Below are 17,741 nucleotides of genomic sequence, written 5' to 3'. Positions count from 1 at the left end.
TATTTATGTCAAATTGCTATCTTTCAAACAGATTGTTACTAATTCTTCATCCAAATGAATTTAAATTTAAACATATGATATTTTTTTATATTTTTAATTCGGACGTCTTTACCCCTAAAAAAAGATATTTGAACTGCTTCAGATTGTGGTGATAAATTACTTTTGTGAGTCTGATTATCAAAAAAATATGAAAAAAAAAGTCGTAGTTATCACAGGTTCCACTGGAGTTTTATGCAGAATAATAGCAAAATCTTTAGCAAAGAAAGGTTTTAAAGTTGCTCTGTTGGCAAGAGAAATGGGTAAAGCAGAAAGTCTGAAAAATGAAATTGTTGAGGATGGTGGCGTTGCTTACATTTTTGAAGCAGATGTATTAAAAAAAGAAACTTTGGAAAAAGCAAGGTTGCAAATCACAGAAAAGTTAGGAGTTTGTGATATTCTGATCAATGGGGCTGGAGGCAATCATCCCCTCGGAACTACATCTGAGCCATACCTTTCGCAAAAAGACTTGGATCATAATGATCCTGACTTTAGAACGATTTTCGATCTCGAATCTGAAGGAATAAGATCAGTTTTCGATCTCAATTTCTTGGGAACATTTCTTCCAATACAAGTATTTGCAAGAGATATGGTAGGAAAAACAGGCTGTAGCATTCTCAATATCTCATCTTTGAGTGCTTTAACCCCATTAACTAAAATTCCTGTTTACAGCGCGGCAAAAGCTGCAACCTCGAACTTGACCCAGTGGCTCGCTGTTCATTTTTCCAAGCTGGGTATCCGTGTTAATGCTATTGCACCAGGATTTTTCCTGACAACTCAGAATAGAAGTCTGCTCACATCAGAAGATGGCAGTCTCACGGAAAGAGGGCGATCTATAATTTCACAGACACCTGCGGGAAGATTTGGAAATCCGGAAGATCTGATCAGTTCTGTATTGTTTTTATGTGATGACAGATCGTCTTTCGTTACTGGAATTGTGATCCCTGTGGATGGTGGTTTTAGCGCATTTAGTGGTGTTTAAATAAAAAAATAAAAAATGGAACAATCTTGGCGCTGGTATGGACCGAAGGACCCAGTATCTTTATCAGATATCAAACAAGCTGGAGCAGTGGGTATTGTGACCGCACTTCATCACATTCCAAACGGTTCGGTATGGACTGTAGAGGAAATCAATATCAGAAAAAAAATAATCGAAAATGAAGGACTTCGATGGAATGTTGTCGAAAGCATTCCCGTTCACGAAGATATAAAAACCCGTACTGGGAATTTTCAGAAATTTATCGAAAATTATAAGCAAAGCATTGAAAATCTGGCGCATTGCGGGATCAACATCATTTGCTATAATTTTATGCCTGTTCTGGATTGGACCCGTACAGATCTCGAGTTTGAATTGCAGGATGGCTCCAAAGCCCTACGGTTCGATTATACAGCATTTGCCGCCTTCGACCTGTATTTGCTTAAAAGGACCGGCGCATTGTCACAATACTCGCCGCAGGAAAAAGAACAAGCCAAAGCATATCTTGAAAAACTGTCGAAAACAGAGAAAACAAAACTGGTCAACAATATAATTGCGGGTTTACCAGGCGCAGAGGAAGGCTATAGTTTGGAGAGTTTCCAGGCTATTTTGGACAACTATGCAGCAGTTGATGCAAACAGACTGAGACAAAATCTGATTCTCTTTCTCCAGGAAATTGTTCCAGTTGCCTCCCAAAATAATGCGCGGATATGCATACATCCAGACGATCCGCCATATTCTATATTGGGGCTGCCAAGAGTTGTAAGCACCGAGGAAGATTATGCTTTGCTATTTTCAGCAGTTCCGGATCTTGCAAACGGAATGACGTTCTGTTCAGGTTCACTGGGAGTTCGAGAGGATAATCACCTTGTGAAAATATTTCAGCGCTTTGCAGATAGAGTTCATTTTTTACATCTTCGAAGTACGAAGAGAGATGATAAAGGAAATTTCTATGAAGCCAATCATCTTGAAGGTGACGTCGATATGTACGGATTGGTGAAAGAAGTGATTTTAGAAGAACGTAAAAGGGAACAGCAGGGAAGGGCTGATCTTATAATCCCAATGCGTCCGGATCACGGGCATCAGATGCTGGATGATCTGCAAAAGAAGACAAATCCCGGATATTCTGCGATAGGAAGACTTAGGGGACTAGCCGAATTACGAGGTTTGGAATTGGGTATCGTCCGCAGCTTTGATACAATTTAGAATTGATAATAATCATTGTGAGGTAATTATGAATCTGTTGAAAAAAGTAACTGATATATTAATCTATATTGTTTTTGTTTTTGTTTCTGGCATTTTACCTGCTCAGGAAGCATCACTTCATTTCGATCAGATTAATTATGACGATGACTTCTCGCCCAGTATGATCTCCAGTATGATCCAGAATAAATCCGGATTTGTGTGGATCGGGACTGAAAACGGACTATTCCGCTACGATGGTTACAGCTACAGGAAGTACGCTAGAGATAAACAGACGAATGGCAACCTGAGCAATAATCACATCAATGTGATTTTTGAAGACCACGATCAGAATCTTTGGATCGGTACAAACCACGGACTCAATTTTTATAATAAAAACGCCAATAATTTTATATCACTGGATGTAACCAAAGAGAAAGGTGGAAGTAATTATATCGCTGCATTTGCCGAAGATGGACAAAGGAATCTTTGGGTGGGAACGTTTGGCGGTGTCAAAAAACTTAAAAAGTCTACCCGGAAGCTGGAAAACTTCAACAAGAATTCGGAATTGTGTAAAAGCAGGGTTCTATCTTTATTTTATGATTCAAATTATGGGATGTTTGTCGGAACGTCAAAAGGTCTGAAATGTTTTGATCCGAAAACAAGTCATCAAAAACCATTACCTCTAGAATTGTCTTCAAATGCAGAGCTGATCAATGGCAAGGTGAGAAAAATTATAAAGACCAGCAAAGGCGATCTTTGGTTTGCTACGGAAAGTTCTGGTGCATTTTTATTTTCCTCAATACAAAAAATTCTCTTACAGTTTAAGCACGATCCTGGGAACACCAATTCTATGTCATCGAATTGGATCAATGATATCATCCAATGGGACCAAAATACCGTTTGGTTTGCAACAAAAGGAGGATTAAGTATCTTCAGTAATAACAGTCAAAAATTTAAAAGAATAAAACATAATCCCGATAATCTGTACAGTCTTAGCGATAATGATCTGAAATGTTTTATGAGAGATCATACAGGTTCTGTTTGGGTAGGAACTTCGGGAGGAGCAATAAATATTTACAATAGATCCAATCTAAATTTCACGAAGATCTCAGAGGTAACAAACACGGGGTTTGGTCTCAACAATGCTGCTACAAGCGCCATTTTAAAGGAAAATGATCAAAGTATTTGGGTGGGGACTTCTGGCGGAGGACTTAATTATCTTGATCTTAAAGGTAAGACCTCCAATTATTACGCTATAGACAACAGTAATGAGAAAAATATTAAAAATATCATTACATCATTAGCTAAAAAAGATGCTAACACACTTTTGTGTGGCACCTTCAATGGACTTTTTGAGTTTAATAAAACCTCGAAAAAATTCTCTCAGATTTCTCTTAATTCTGCTGAAAAAGGGGAGAGACCTGTTACATCCATTCTTGTCGATGGAAGCAATATTTGGATAGGAACAGATGGCAACGGGTTAATAAAAATTCTACCAAACGGCACTATTCTAAACTATAAAAATGATGGGTCTGCGAATGCATTGTCCGATAATTTTGTAATGGATTTAGAAAACAGGAGCGATGGTGTTTGGATCACTACACAAAACGGGCTTAATTTTTTTGATAAGAAACTCAACAGAATTTCAAAGATCTTCAGGGCAAATAATGCAAAGCCTTTGGATAATAACAGTCTGACAGTCATGTTTACAGATTCAAAAAAAAGACTTTGGATTGGAGCAGATTATGATGGCCTATATTATCTCAATGAGAACAATCAAAAGTTTTTTGCTCTTAATAAGGAAAAAGGCTTTACGGATGCCTCTGTTAAAAGTATTACCGAAGATGCACAGGGCAATTTGTGGGTTGGTGCAGAAGATTTTCTTTTTAAGATCAAAATTAAAAACGATGGCAGCAACTTGAAAGCGTCCGACTTTGAAATTACACGTTTTTCATCTGCGGACGGTCTTTCTGTAAAACAATTTTTATACAATTCCACTGCGAGGATCAATCGCAATATGGTAGCTTTCGGAGCTTCCAAAGGTCTCCTGCTTTTTGATCCTAGGAAATTAATAAAAACTTCTAATAACACACCCATAGTCCTTACGAAACTGATCGTAAATAACGAGATTGTAGAGGCAGATCAAACAGATGGGATTTTAAAGCAGCCCATCTCTGAAACTTCGGAGATCACGATCAACTATGACCAAGGTTATATAGGATTGGAATTTACGGGCCTTAATTTTATCAATCCGCAAAAGAGTAAGTATGCCTACAAGTTGGACAACGCACTTTCTGAAGATCAATGGCATTTTATAGGTACTCAAAACAGGATCAATCTTTCCAATCTGGATCCGGGAAATTATACGTTATCCATAAAATCCACCAATGAAGACCAAAGCTGGAACAAGAATATTAAAAAACTGAAAATTGTAATACTGCCACCTTGGTATAGGACATGGTGGGCATATCTCTCTTATTTGATCAGTTTTGTTGGAGCCAATTACACCGTCTATCGTTTCATAAAATACCGTCTAAAACTTAGAAGGGAAATATTTTTGGAACAAGTGGAAAATGAACGGAAAGAAGAGATCCTCACAACACAGATCAATTTTTTTACAAATATTTCGCACGAAATAAGAACCCCGCTGACACTTATCAAAGGGCCAGTGGAAGAATTGTTGTCTAATGAAAAAGATCCACAGACCAATGCTAAACTGAAAACAATAAAGCAGAATTCAGACCGTCTTCTTAAACTTGTAAACGAGCTGTTGGATTTCAGAAAAGCTGAAAAGGGCTATATGAAAATCTACTGCCAAAGACAAGATGTAGTGTCCTTCTGTTTTGAAATATTTGAATCCTATAAAGGATTGGCGACTGAAAAGAATATCGATTTCAAATTCGTACTCAACTCCAATGTCATCATTGCTTATTTTGACAAAAATCAGATGGAAAAGGTTGTTTATAATCTGCTTTCCAACGCATTCAAATTCACTAAAAAAAATGGAAAAATAGTTTTTGCAGTAGAAAAAGGTACGCCAGATGAGAATGCTGTATTCATCAAAGTTAAAGATAACGGAATCGGCATCCCAGAGAATAATCGCACAAGTGTTTTCGAAAGATTTTTTCAAGTGGATGACAGAGGGGTACAAAATATGGGAAGCGGCGTGGGGCTGGCACTTTCAAAAAGCATTGTAGAATTGCATAAAGGTGAAATTTCAACACCGGATGAAGAAGGGACCTGGGCCAAGACCGTTTTCCAAATTAAATTACAATTAGGTAACAAACATTTATCCGAAGATCAGATCATTGAAAGTAATGGCGAGGATTTTCAGCAGATGATCATAGACTCTCCGACCATTGTAACCAATGAAAAAATTGCGTTTGCTGATTTTCCCGACAAGGACAAGAAGACTTTAATGGTTGTCGAAGACAATGAAGATGTACGCAAATTTATTGTAGGTATTTTGTCCAGCGATTACAATACAGTGGAATTTGCCAACGGTAAGGAGGCAGCAAACTATTTAGAGACCGAGATCTTAGATCTTATCATCAGTGATATTATGATGCCTGAGATGGATGGCATAGAACTTTGCCGCATTGTAAAAACCAATGAGAGTACCAGTCACATACCAGTATTGCTCCTTACCGCTAAAGCATCTATAGATCATAAAATAGAAGGGCTTTCGACAGGTGCAGATGCTTATATCACCAAACCTTTTAGTACGCAGGAACTTAAACTGAGTATTGCCAATTTACTTTCTGCCCAGGAGATCTTCAGAAAGAAATACAGTGGTAATTTTATCATAGATTCTGACCTGAGCAGTCTTACCACGCCCGAAGAAGCATTCATCAAAAAACTGATGCGCGTGATAGAAGAAAATCTTGAGAATTCTGAATTTGACGTCAATATGCTGGTTGATAAGATCGGTATGAGCAGGACCATACTGTACAAAAAGGTCACTGCACTTACCAACCATTCTGTGGCAAGTCTTATAAAACAGCTTAGAATGAAAAAGGCAGCAGATATTATCCTGAACACAACTCATCCGATTTCAGAAGTTGCTTTTATGGTCGGATTCAATGATCGTAAACATTTTAGCCGTGAGTTCAAAAAAGTGTACAAAGTTTCTCCTACATCTTACAAAAGTGATCATAATTCCGGGGTATAATTGGTCCAATACCTCTCATATTTAGATATTCCCGCTAGTATTTTTATTTTAACGTATGTGAAATACTTTAATAATGTGTTGTTTTTCAATATGTTGTGTTGGTTCATACGTTATTACCCCGCAAAAAGCATATTTATACACCCAGATAAATATGATTATCAGACATATTTGTAAAAAACAAAGCTATTAAACTCAAGAATATGAAAAAATTCGACAAGAATATTGGTTCTTCTAAAACCTATGATGGCAAAAAAATAGGACTCATAGCAGTTGCCTTCCTACTCTCCGGGCAAATATCTGTTCACGCGCAGACCACTCCAAGTACCACTCCAAGTTCTGATAGGGACACTTTGGTTGGTGTCTCCAAAGAAATAGAGCAGGTCGTGATCATTGGATACGGTGCAAAGAAGAAAAGTGATGTCATCAGCTCAGTGGTCAAGGTCAACGCGGATGACCTTACAAAAGTAGCTACATCGGATGTTGGTGAAATGTTACGTGGAAAGGCTGCCGGAGTACAGGTTACACTTGCCAATGGTGCGCCGGGTAGCTCATCAAATATTCAAATTCGTGGTCAGCGATCGATCTCTGGAGGAAATAATCCTATCGTGATCGTTGATGGAGTAAGGGTTGGAAGTATAAATGACGTCAATGCAAATGACATAGAATCCCTAGAGGTCTTGAAAGATGCCGCTGCACAATCCATCTATGGTGCGAGAGCATCGAATGGGGTCATACTGATTACCACAAAACGAGGGAAAAGTGGCAAAGCCAAAGTGACTTACAATGGTTTTTCGGGCTTTCAAACAATCAACAGAAATTTTGATATCTACAGTGGTGAAGAATTTGCCCAGTTAAAGAGAGAAGCTTTCAGAACTAACAATGGGGGTGTATACAGGCCAGACAGTGAGATTTTTTCTGCATTAGAATTGGAAAGTGTACAGACCGGGAAATATATTGACTGGGAGAAGCTCATGCTCAGAACAGGAGAGACACAAAATCACGCCATCAATTTTTCATCAGGCAGTGACAAGTCCAGTATATTTGGTAGTGTGAACTATATTGGGACCAAAGGTGTTATTCCCAATTCAGATTTTAACAAAACAGGAATCAGATTAAATGCTGATCAAAAAATCAGCAATACGCTGAAAGTGGGTCTGAATACTTCCTTTCAATTCTCAGAGACCAATAATCCAAATAATGCAGGTGTCATTTTAAGTTCTATTACAACATCGCCTCTCGGACGCGTTTACAATGATGATGGTTCACTCAGACTATTGCCCGGAGGTTTTGCTGAAAATAAAAATCCGCTCATCGATCTTTACCAAACGACCAATTTTGTACAGAACCGAAATGACATTCTCAACCTTTTTGTGGACTTTACACCTTTTCAAGGTTTTAAATATAGAATGAATGCCAGCAGAAGATCGTGGAATTACAAGAGAAAATCATATAATACAACACAGTCGGTTGCTGGAATTGCCAATAACAACCAGGGGAGCGGCAGTATTCAATTCCAAGATGAGGTAGAATGGCAATTGGAAAATATCTTCACCTACAATTTCAAATTGGCAGAGAAAAATCATTTCGCCGCCACCGTTGTGCAGAGTATCTCGAAAACTAATAGAAATGATTTTGAGAATGCCTCTACAAATATCCCGAATGATATCTTGGGGATTAATGGATTGCAATCTGCGTTACTCAATACACCGACTATTACAGAATATAACAGAGGAATTGTATCTGCTGTCGGGCGTCTGGAGTACGACTATGATAGCAAATATTATGTGACGATTGCAGGAAGAATTGATGGCTCCACAGTATTTGGTAAAAATAACAAATGGGCCTCATTCCCATCAGCCAATATCGGGTGGAATATTCACAGGGAAAATTTTATGGAAAATTTAAATTTCCTCAATAATTTAAAACTTAGATTCAGCTACGGAAGTGTTGGTAATGAGGCCATTTCGCCTGGATTGAGCCAGAGTACTGCCGACCAAAGTAATTACGTGATAGGTGGTAATCAGGTCTCTGGATATATCCCAGGACCAACTTTGCCCAACCCCAATTTGAAATGGGAAACTTCAACAACATTCAACTCCGCATTGGATCTTGGTTTTTTTAGAGATAGGATAACAGCAACGGTTGAATATTACAATACCCGAACAAAAGACCTACTTGTTCAAGAGCAGTTAGATCTTTCATCCGGATACAGCAATAGGTGGAACAACCTAGGCGAAGTAGAGAACAAAGGTCTTGAAGTATCATTGAATGCGGATGTGATCAAAACCTCAGATTTCAAATTCAAAATCGGTTTAGCTTATACGAAAAACAGAAATAAGATCATCAGCTTGTATGGCAGAGATGCAGACGGTGATGGTAGGGAAGATGATGATATCCTTAACAGACGTTTCATTGGTCAGCCGATCAATGTGTACTATCAGTACGATGTCGTAGGCATCTTTCAACAGGGTGAAGATATTGTTAACTCTGCGCAGCCTCTTGCTTTGCCAGGTGACATCAAGCTACGAGATGTAAACGGCGACGGGATCATCAATGACAAAGATCGCGTAATCACATCACAGATGCCAGACTGGTATGGTACATTATCACTTGGATTCGAGTATAAAGGATTTGACATTAATGCAGATTTTTATACTGTGCAAGGTGTTGTGAAAAATAATCCTTTTCTATACAGCTATCTGGAAGGTGGATCCTTGAGAGGAATAAAAAATGGTATCAAGCAAGACTATTGGACACCAGAAAATCCTGGTGGAAACTATCCCAGACCAAATGAGGGGAATGACCCGTCAAATATTTTTAATATGGGACTTCAGGACGCTTCTTACTTCAGATTGCAAAATATCACTTGCGGTTATTCATTCAAACCAGACACAGTGGCTAAGATTGGTCTTACCAACCTCAGGATCTTTTTGACCGGTAGCAATCTTTTTACGATTACAGATTATCAGTCTTACAGCCCGGAAAAAAATCCAAACGAATATCCTGAAGCGCGAACCATTGTTGCTGGAATTAAATTCGGATTTTAAAAAAAATAATATTTAAATTTTAAGTCATTACACTATGAAAAAATTACAATGTTTATTCATTTCTATCATATCTCTGGCAACAATTTGCATCTCGTGTGAAGATTTCCTGGAGGAAGAGATTATAGATCAGGTTTCTGTAGATTACATATATACAACACCGGAAGGTCTTGATGTGGGCGTCAACGCCTTATACAACAGAATGAGACAGTACAATGCGCCGTCTGGAGATAATAGCAATCTGCAAGCGAATGTGTTTTTTATGGCCGCTACAGATCTTGGCCTTCACAGAACGTGGTTTACGCCCTACGGAGCTACTACTCACACACCTCAAAATTTCCCGAGGGACAAATGGGTCAATGCCTATAAAATTATAGATAGAGCTTCGGCAATTATCAGCAGTGCACGTACAGTGTCTATGGATAGTAATGCTAAAAGGAAATTGGTAGCACAGGCGCGCGTTATAAGAGGCGAGCTTTATCTGGATTTGATAAGAATGTATGGCACTATCTTATTGGATACTGTAGCCACTAACGCACAGAACATAGATGATGCAGTAATTTACAAAGCAGCTACAGAAGAAGAGATTTTCGGGGTTATTAATCAAGACCTGGATTATGCTGTTGCAAACTTGGATTGGCAGGTGCCAACGGGCAGATATGGTCAAGGAGTTGCGAGACATCTGCGTGGTAAAGCGGCTATGTGGCGCAAAGACTGGCAGAAAGCTGCCGAAGAATTTGATGCAATTATTGTCAACCCCACCCACGATTTGGTAGATATTAATCAGGTTTTCGGAGCTGATGTCAACCATAAAGAAGCGCTGTTTGTTTACCAGCGCAACCAAAGTCTCGGACAAGGGGATGATCTTGCAGGAGGTGGTGGATTTTGGCTGGGAAGTGTTTTTACCCAAAGAATTTATGAAAAACAGTCTGGAGCTTCGGGTAGTGCTGGAAATGAGATGGTTTTAGATGTTAATTACGGTGGGCAATCGTTAGGTTGGTTTTATCCTAATAATTATTTAAAATCCCTTTATGACAAGACCAATGACAAGCGGTTTTCAACTTATTACTGGCCAGATAATTATACTGCTTATATTGTTAATAATCCTGCTCACCCACGCTTTGGACAGCCTATTACGCAGCCGGAGGATAATTACAGAAGGTACCACTGGAGCCTTAAAAAATATGCAGACTTTCAAACAAAGCTGGTTGGGACAGAAAACAGTTTTAAAAATTATATGTATTACCGATATGCAGAAACACTGCTTCTGGCGTCGGAAGCGCATCATAATCTTGGAAATGATGCATTAGCTTTATCATACATTAATAAAGTTCGCAGAAGAGGTTATGGTCTCAATCCTAATGCATTATCATCATTTGATTTTACAAGCTGGACGCAGGAAACCTATCTTGAAGAATCAGCAAGGGAATTGGCTTTTGAAAATGAACGTTGGTTTCTGCTGAAACGATTAGGAATTCTGGGTGAAAGAATTACTCTACACTACAGAAATGGTGATAACACAAGCTCAGAAGCCTCCGACGCTGTAAATAGTCTTACCCCGTGGAGAGCGCAGTATGTCAATTGCCCGGTTCCCCAAAGTCAGATCGACATTATGGGTGCTGCAGCTTCACAATTTAATATCGGATATTAGGATCATAACTTAATATTTGAATCAATCATTAATCTAAATTTTATGTTTAAAAAAAATATTATCCAGTTGCTGTTGACAGTCTTTATTTTAAATTCATTTTGCATATCGATTATGGGACAAAAAACGATTCAGCACGCTTTTGCCAGAGATCATATCAATTTGAATGGTTCTTGGAAGTATATTATAGATCCATACCAGATGGGCTACTTGGATTACAGACAAAAACCTTTCGATCAAAGTAAATCTGGAAAGGGAGGTTTTTATGATAATATTACATCCCCGGACAAAAAAACAAGAGTCGAATACAATTTTGATTTTGAGCCTTCTCTGCAAGTTCCTGGTGATTGGAACTCTCAAGATCAAAAACTTCTGTTTTATGAAGGTACTGTTTGGTACAAAAGAGATTTTGTTGCAGATCCACAAGCCAACAAGAGTTACTATTTATATTTCGCAGCGGTGAATTATGAAAGTCACGTTTATCTGAATGGCGAAAAGGTAGGCACACACAAAGGCGGGTTTACGCCATTTCAATTTGATGTGACGTCGAAATTAAAAAAGGGCAATAACTATGTAGTGGTGATGGTCGATAACATACGCAAAAAAGATGAGGTGCCAACCATTAACACAGATTGGTGGAACTATGGCGGAATCACACGTGATGTTTTATTAATAAGCACACCAAAATCATACATAGAAGATTATAAAGTGCAGTTGGCTAAAAATGATGCTACTAAATTAGAAGGTTTTGTAAAATTAAGTGGCAATACAGGCAAAGAGAAACTGATCATAGAAATTGCTGAACTGAAGATAAAGACCACCATTGAAACTGATGCAGATGGTTATGCGAAAATTATAATTCCTACAAAAAATATTGCTTATTGGTCGCCGGAAAATCCTAAGCTATACGATGTCAAGATCAGTTCAAAATCAGATAAAATTAATGATAAAATTGGTTTTAGAACAATCAAAACAGTTGGAAAAGATATTTTGCTGAATAATCAATCTTTGTTTTTGAAAGGTATTTCTGTGCATGATGAAAATCCTTTGGTCGGTGGACGTTTGCGGTCGGAAGGTGATATGCGGATGATACTTGGATGGGCGAAGCAGTTGGGTTGCAATTATATCCGCTTGGCACATTACACACACAACGAAACGATGCTGCGTCTTGCAGATGAGATTGGATTATTGGTTTGGGCAGAAGTTCCTGTTTACTGGACTATCTCATGGAGCAATGCTGATACTTACAAAAACGCAGAAGATCAGTTGACCGTAGGAATCGAAAGAGATAAAAACAGAGCTTCAGTGATTATTTGGTCCGTAGGGAATGAGACGCCTATCAGTAAGGAACGTAATGTTTTTATGGGAAAATTAATCGACAAAGTTCGCAGCTTAGACGAGACAAGACTTGTTGCAGCCGCACTGGAAATTGAACGTAATGGCTATGACGTAACGGTCGAAGACCCTTTAGGTGAAAAGCTGGATCTTGCCAGTTTTAATGAATATGGAGGCTGGTACTGGTCTGAGCCAAAAGAATTGCCAAAATATAAATGGGAGATAAAATTCAACAAACCAGTGGTGATCTCTGAATTTGGAGCCGATGCATTAGCTGGATATCACGCAGATGAGGACACCGTCTGGAGTGAGGAGCATCAGCAGTTGTTCTATGAAAAACAACTGGAAATGCTTGAAAAAATAGATGGACTGCGGGGAATGACCCCCTGGATCCTCGTCGATTTCAAATCACCGAGACGTCAAAATCCAATTTATCAGAATTTCTGGAACAGAAAAGGTCTTATTTCGGAAACTGGGGTCAAAAAGAAAGCTTTTTATACGCTTCAGAATTATTATAAAAGTAAATCATTAAATAATAAATAAAACCTCATTCTATATGAAAAAAATATTTAGAGTACTAAGATTAAGCATGCTATTCTTTTTAGTCTCTTGCACACACGAGGACAAAGTAGAGTTTGTTAATGGGGAATCAGGACAAGTGGAAAATCCGGATCCCTTTTCTGCTAAAAAGATGATTGCTGATATGGGACCAGGTTTTAATCTTGGTAATACCTTTGAGAACGGTATCCATCCGACCAACCTGGCAGCGGTCAAACCAGTTATCGATCTGTACAAGAACGCAGGAATGAAGCATATAAGAATACCAACGACCTGGATGGATAGGTTTACATCTACTCTTGCAGATAGCAATGGCAATATCAATGTCGATCATCCAAGATTTTTGGAGCTAAAGGCAGTGATAGATTATGCACTGTCTCAGGATCTATACGTTATTCTAAATACCCATCACGAGTCTTGGCTTAAGGATCATTATGATGGATCCGAGGTGTATGATAGCAAGTTCCGAAATCTATGGACAGGTATTGCTACATATTTTAAAGATTATCCCCAAAAATTGATCTTTGAAGTTCTAAATGAGCCGGAAGGTAATTTGGGAGAAGTAGACGGAAATGGCCCGTTTCCCGAACCCACAGATGCATTGGCTTTACAATACACTCGAAAAGTTAATCAGATCGGATATGACGCGATACGCGCAACACGTGGTAATAATGAAAAAAGATTGATTATGGTGGGCACCAACGGTCAAGGAAATGCGCTATATATCAGTAACGTCTATCCAAGTAAATCTTCATTGCCAGGTGGAGGCAATGATGACTATATATCCATACAGGTTCACACGTATTCTCCTTGGGCATTCTGCGGAGAGACCGGAAGCAATGCTGCTTTTCCTGGAACTGCCAGTTTTGAGACAGGCATTCAAAATGTGAAAGCACATTCGATAAAATTGAATGTGCCGGTTCATTACGGCGAATTCGGAGTAGGAAGAAGTAGCAATGCTGCGGAGAGAAATACCGATCTTGTCAGAAATTATTACCGTACAATGGCAAGAACAACCCTGGCTCAGTCTATGTCATACAGTGTATGGGATGACAGAGGTTGGTTTGCACTCATCAATGCAAACGGTACATCTTTCGTAAATAATATAGTACCGTATATGTTAGAATAAAATCAAATCACATTATTATTTTCTTAATTGCTGTTTCATTTTCTATCAGAATTGTGGAACAGCTTTTTTAATTTTTGGTTGGTGATCCTCGAAGCTTAAGGTTAGAATTTATCGGTCCTTATTTAAAACTCTAAATAATTTAAGCTCCACCATTTTGAGAGAATTAAAGCAAATGAAAACAATAACTGATTTTTAAAAACATTTTAGGAAATAATAGTTTTAGAGACTGAGAAGGTTGGCTAATTTATCTAAATCCTCTACAAAAGTGTTCGAGAATTGCACCTTTGGGGTCAATTACAGGTACACATTTTTAGTATAGACTTTATGTAATTTCTACTAATATTATTTTTTAGAAAAATTCTTTCTAAAAACGTTTCAGAAGGTGGCTGCAACTTCCCGTTGACGCATTTGATCTTCAGGTAGTGGGAAATAGTAGGGGGATAGGATATCTTCATTTGATACCTCAATTTGCAGTTCTTTTTCAGACTTTGACTGTAAACCGTCTTTGATGAATTTATCCATTTTCCTATCTTTATTAGATTCAAAATTCACATTAAGACATAGAATAGTTTAATGATGACTTTTATTTACTTGGTTTGTCTGACTGTGGCCATTATGGAAAAGGTTGAAAATATCTATCTAGAATATTTGTGATATCATTTTTCCATTTGTTTTATAGTGTCCATTTTAATATTTTGAAAATGTTTTAATTTTTATTGTCATCTACCGCTAATACATTCCATTTATAAAGCTCCCGCTTATGATGTTGCTCTGAGATTTTGACATACCTCCTAAAACTTTTCTCGTCCTTGGAGTTGGTCTGTGCTTTAACAATCCGCTCGGGAATATCTAAGAACAAGCTACTAGTGATAAAAGTTTTCCTTCCAGTGTGACTTGTAATTATATCACATTTTCTAAATGTTTCGTCAAATCTTTTTGAGCCGCAATAACGTGTTAACTGAACTTCCTCGGTAAGACCAATTTCTTCACAACACTTTTGAATCGCTTCATTTAATTTTTGTGAGGATATTCTGGGGATAGGGTAATAAATTGTATCCTCATATTTCGAAATTAATCTCTTAGCCAGTTCTGTTTTATTGCCTCCATTATTGATTAAGGCCATCATTCCTGGTGCTAGATTTGTGATGTTCAAATGTGAGGAGACTATTGGTAGAACCATTGCTTTGGAAGATGATTCCAGAACCAAAATGCCATTGGCATTTGTAGTATCGCTTCCGATGACTGCTCTTGCATTATGTATTTCTCTTGCAGCAGGTTGTACCTAGAAAAGACAAGACATCTGTACCCTGTACACTAAGGTCAACCCAGCTGGTGCCGTTGTAATATTCTACTTTTACAGAGGTTGGCGTTGTGGCATTCAGTATAATACTTCCGGGACTTGCTTGTCCTGTCTTACTGGTTATGTAGGATAAAATCTCTGTTTCCATCTTTGGAAAATATATTCTTATCTCCATGATCAATCAAAACAACCAACTCTGCTGAGATATTTACATAGCCGGAATACAGCAAGTGGACAATCCGGATTATGCTTTGGACAGGGTGTATTGATCTGGCCTTTCATCTAGTTGCGCCTTGGTCAAGATTACAATAGTTCGCCCTTTGCATCTAGTTATAAAACTACCTCTGCCAAGTGGTTAGGTAGTTTAATATTTTAGATCAGTTTCCATTAGGACGGCTCATCCCTCAATTCCTAAAAATTCACCCTGATATCAACAGGTTGTTTCATTTTGACTGTAATGTTATTGATATCATCTTCCAATTGGTATTCTGCCGTCGTGAAGTGGCCATCGTCATTTTTTTCTTGGATCTCAATATCAACTTATCCTACTTATTTTTTAGGAATTTCAATTAAGTATTCCTCCGTTTTTTCATTTTTGGAAAATTGTTCCCTTGTAAATTCTATGAATTTTAGGGAGGCGAAACCAGAAGGTCATCAAGAATTGAATTGTAGTGTTCATTTTTTAAGACTAAAGCATTTTAGAGATTGAAATCCGTGTTTTTTCTTGAAATAAGTTCTAATGTCACGCAATGTCACGCCTTGTACAATGTCGTTTAACTTATCATTATATAAATTCACCCAATAAAAAATTTATATATGAAAAAGTATCTATTTTTGAAAATGTTTGCAAAATCAACCTTATTAGGACAACTATTTTGTTTTTCACTTATTTTCGGACAATTTCAGCAATCGGCAAAATTGACGGCTTCAACGAGAGAAAGCCGAGCTGAGTTTGGAACCGCTGTTGCAATCAACAATCAATATTTCGCCGTTGGTGCTTCGAGAGAAGAGGTTGCGAAAGGTGCGGTTTACATTTATCAGAAAAACGGAGAGAGCTGGGGATTTCATCAAAAAATCAATGCACCTGATGGTTTTGAAATGGCTGAGTTTGGAGGAAGTATAAAATTAGGAAGTGATTTTATGGTGGTTTCAGCAGGAAGGGCTGATATTGAAGGTGTTGCAAGGGCAGGGGGATTGTATATCTATGAACCAAATTCCAATAATCAATGGATCTTCAAGAAAAAATTGCTGGCCTCAGATTTTAGCAACGATGCTTTGTTGGCCGTTAATCCAACTTCTCTCGCTGTGTCTGGAAATACGATTGTTGCTGGTGCACCTGGCGTAGATTCTTGGAAAGGTGTAGTCTATATCTTTGAAAAAAATAATGATAATTGGTCGGAAATACAAAGGATAGAATCTCCTGCAGGCGTTGATTTTGGGAATTTCGGAATCGGTGTCAGTTTTTATGACGGTTATCTTGCAGTTGGAGCAAGTGGCGAAAATAACAGCGCGGGCAAAATTTACATTTATAAAAAAAACGATTCCGGACAGTGGATCTTTCATCAAAGTCTGGCATCGTCAGATGATTTTGAAAATTCTTATTTCGGAAACTCAATCAGCATCTATGATCAGGAATTGGTTGTTGGCGCCTACACAGAGAGCAATACTGGGAATCCATCAATGGCTTATATTTTTAAGCTTAATGAAACTGGTTATTGGGAAGAATCTCAAAAAATTGCAAGTTATCAATCTTCAGAACATACTTATTTTGGATGGATGTGTGAAATGAAAAATGACAAGCTTTTGATAGCCAGTCCGCATTTGTACGGTGCCGAACCGGGAAAAACTTTTGTTTATAAAAAGAATGTTCAAAATAACTGGGAGTTTGATCAGGAACTGACGCCACAAAATGATGTGGTCCAAGATTCTTATGGTTGGAGCATTGCGATGAATGAAAATGAGATTATTGTCGGCGCGTCCAGAGATGACTTGGACAGCAACGAAGAGAATGAAATACAGGATGCTGGTTCTGCCTATATCTTTAATCACGCAAACTTGGCAACAAACGAAAATAGTCTGTCTATTAATGAGGTAAAAATATTTCCAAATCCTATTAAAGATCTTCTCAACATAAGCAGTAAAAAAGAAATTTCATCTGTTGAAATCCTAGATCTATCCGGAAAGAAAATTTCAGAAACAAAAAATTCAAATATTAATGTTTCTCAGCTAACTAAAGGAATTTATCTTCTGAATATTAAATTCGTCAACGGAAAATCCAAACTCCAGAAATTGATCAAACAATAATTTATGAATCGGTCTTGAATTAATTTTAAGACCGATTTTAATTTTAAAAATATAT

General features: G+C 37.9%; 12 protein-coding genes. 9 read left to right on the top strand and 3 right to left on the bottom strand.

Going from position 1 to position 17,741, the window contains the following annotated elements; genetic code table 11:
* Positions 1 to 187 precede the first annotated feature (187 nt).
* The 7 genes from PQ459_13680 (at position 188) to PQ459_13650 (ending at position 14,082) form a co-directional block, all read left to right on the top strand.
* On the top strand, positions 188 to 1,018 hold the full coding sequence (locus PQ459_13680) for an SDR family oxidoreductase (protein WDF45949.1): 831 nt from the start codon (positions 188 to 190) through the stop codon (positions 1,016 to 1,018).
* A gap of 15 nt (positions 1,019 to 1,033) precedes the next feature.
* Positions 1,034 to 2,218 carry a mannonate dehydratase gene (uxuA, locus tag PQ459_13675; protein WDF45948.1) on the top strand — a complete coding sequence of 395 codons (1,185 nt, stop codon included), beginning with the start codon at positions 1,034 to 1,036 and terminating at the stop codon, positions 2,216 to 2,218.
* 28 nt (positions 2,219 to 2,246) lie between these two features.
* Positions 2,247 to 6,368 carry a two-component regulator propeller domain-containing protein gene (locus PQ459_13670; protein WDF45947.1) on the top strand — a complete coding sequence of 1,374 codons (4,122 nt, stop codon included), beginning with the start codon at positions 2,247 to 2,249 and terminating at the stop codon, positions 6,366 to 6,368.
* A 200-nt stretch (positions 6,369 to 6,568) separates the two neighbouring features.
* A complete protein-coding gene (locus PQ459_13665; protein WDF45946.1) occupies positions 6,569 to 9,415 on the top strand; it encodes a SusC/RagA family TonB-linked outer membrane protein in 2,847 nt (948 codons plus the stop codon).
* 34 nt (positions 9,416 to 9,449) lie between these two features.
* Positions 9,450 to 11,063: a RagB/SusD family nutrient uptake outer membrane protein gene (locus PQ459_13660; protein ID WDF45945.1), complete on the top strand. Its 1,614-nt coding sequence runs from the start codon at positions 9,450 to 9,452 to the stop codon at positions 11,061 to 11,063.
* 111 nt (positions 11,064 to 11,174) lie between these two features.
* Positions 11,175 to 12,938 (top strand): glycoside hydrolase family 2 TIM barrel-domain containing protein, encoded by a 1,764-nt coding sequence (locus PQ459_13655; protein ID WDF45944.1) that lies wholly within the window; start codon positions 11,175 to 11,177, stop codon positions 12,936 to 12,938.
* A 13-nt stretch (positions 12,939 to 12,951) separates the two neighbouring features.
* Positions 12,952 to 14,082 carry a glycoside hydrolase family 5 protein gene (locus PQ459_13650; GenBank protein WDF45943.1) on the top strand — a complete coding sequence of 377 codons (1,131 nt, stop codon included), beginning with the start codon at positions 12,952 to 12,954 and terminating at the stop codon, positions 14,080 to 14,082.
* Between the two features lie 375 nt (positions 14,083 to 14,457).
* Here the strand turns inward: PQ459_13650 and PQ459_13645 are convergent, their stop codons facing one another.
* Both PQ459_13645 and PQ459_13640 read right to left on the bottom strand, forming a co-directional pair.
* Complete coding sequence (locus tag PQ459_13645) at positions 14,458 to 14,604, bottom strand: hypothetical protein (GenBank protein WDF45942.1); 147 nt, start codon at positions 14,602 to 14,604, stop codon at positions 14,458 to 14,460.
* A 184-nt stretch (positions 14,605 to 14,788) separates the two neighbouring features.
* Positions 14,789 to 15,208, bottom strand: a complete 420-nt coding sequence (locus PQ459_13640; protein WDF45941.1) for a hypothetical protein — start codon at positions 15,206 to 15,208, stop codon at positions 14,789 to 14,791.
* On the opposite strand from PQ459_13640, the gene PQ459_13635 reads away from it, so the two are divergent.
* Positions 15,192 to 15,368 carry a hypothetical protein gene (locus tag PQ459_13635; GenBank protein WDF45940.1) on the top strand — a complete coding sequence of 59 codons (177 nt, stop codon included), beginning with the start codon at positions 15,192 to 15,194 and terminating at the stop codon, positions 15,366 to 15,368. The genes PQ459_13640 and PQ459_13635 overlap by 17 nt on opposite strands.
* Here the strand turns inward: PQ459_13635 and PQ459_13630 are convergent.
* On the bottom strand, positions 15,336 to 15,530 hold the full coding sequence (locus PQ459_13630) for a hypothetical protein (GenBank protein ID WDF45939.1): 195 nt from the start codon (positions 15,528 to 15,530) through the stop codon (positions 15,336 to 15,338). The genes PQ459_13635 and PQ459_13630 overlap by 33 nt on opposite strands.
* Positions 15,531 to 16,198: 668 nt before the next feature.
* Between PQ459_13630 and PQ459_13625 the strand changes: the two genes are divergently transcribed.
* On the top strand, positions 16,199 to 17,686 hold the full coding sequence (locus PQ459_13625; protein ID WDF45938.1) for a T9SS type A sorting domain-containing protein: 1,488 nt from the start codon (positions 16,199 to 16,201) through the stop codon (positions 17,684 to 17,686).
* Positions 17,687 to 17,741 lie beyond the last annotated feature (55 nt).

It is taken from the genome of Chryseobacterium sp. KACC 21268, from assembly GCA_028736075.1.
Classification (GTDB): domain Bacteria; phylum Bacteroidota; class Bacteroidia; order Flavobacteriales; family Weeksellaceae; genus Epilithonimonas.
Note: the sequence above shows the minus strand (reverse complement) of the source record. Positions and strands in the feature narration are given on the sequence as shown.

What these genes read in the sequence shown, in the direction of transcription:
- PQ459_13655 (WDF45944.1), top strand. Translation starts at nt 11,175, where the DNA reads ATGGGACAAAAAACGATTCAGCACGCTTTTGCCAGAGATCATATCAAT.
- PQ459_13670 (WDF45947.1), top strand. Translation starts at nt 2,247, where the DNA reads ATGAATCTGTTGAAAAAAGTAACTGATATATTAATCTATATTGTTTTT.
- uxuA (WDF45948.1), top strand. Translation starts at nt 1,034, where the DNA reads ATGGAACAATCTTGGCGCTGGTATGGACCGAAGGACCCAGTATCTTTA.
- PQ459_13640 (WDF45941.1), bottom strand. Translation starts at nt 15,208, where the DNA reads ATGATGGCCTTAATCAATAATGGAGGCAATAAAACAGAACTGGCTAAG.
- PQ459_13680 (WDF45949.1), top strand. Translation starts at nt 188, where the DNA reads ATGAAAAAAAAAGTCGTAGTTATCACAGGTTCCACTGGAGTTTTATGC.
- PQ459_13665 (WDF45946.1), top strand. Translation starts at nt 6,569, where the DNA reads ATGAAAAAATTCGACAAGAATATTGGTTCTTCTAAAACCTATGATGGC.
- PQ459_13645 (WDF45942.1), bottom strand. Translation starts at nt 14,604, where the DNA reads ATGGATAAATTCATCAAAGACGGTTTACAGTCAAAGTCTGAAAAAGAA.
- PQ459_13630 (WDF45939.1), bottom strand. Translation starts at nt 15,530, where the DNA reads ATGGAAACAGAGATTTTATCCTACATAACCAGTAAGACAGGACAAGCA.
- PQ459_13650 (WDF45943.1), top strand. Translation starts at nt 12,952, where the DNA reads ATGAAAAAAATATTTAGAGTACTAAGATTAAGCATGCTATTCTTTTTA.
- PQ459_13625 (WDF45938.1), top strand. Translation starts at nt 16,199, where the DNA reads ATGAAAAAGTATCTATTTTTGAAAATGTTTGCAAAATCAACCTTATTA.
- PQ459_13660 (WDF45945.1), top strand. Translation starts at nt 9,450, where the DNA reads ATGAAAAAATTACAATGTTTATTCATTTCTATCATATCTCTGGCAACA.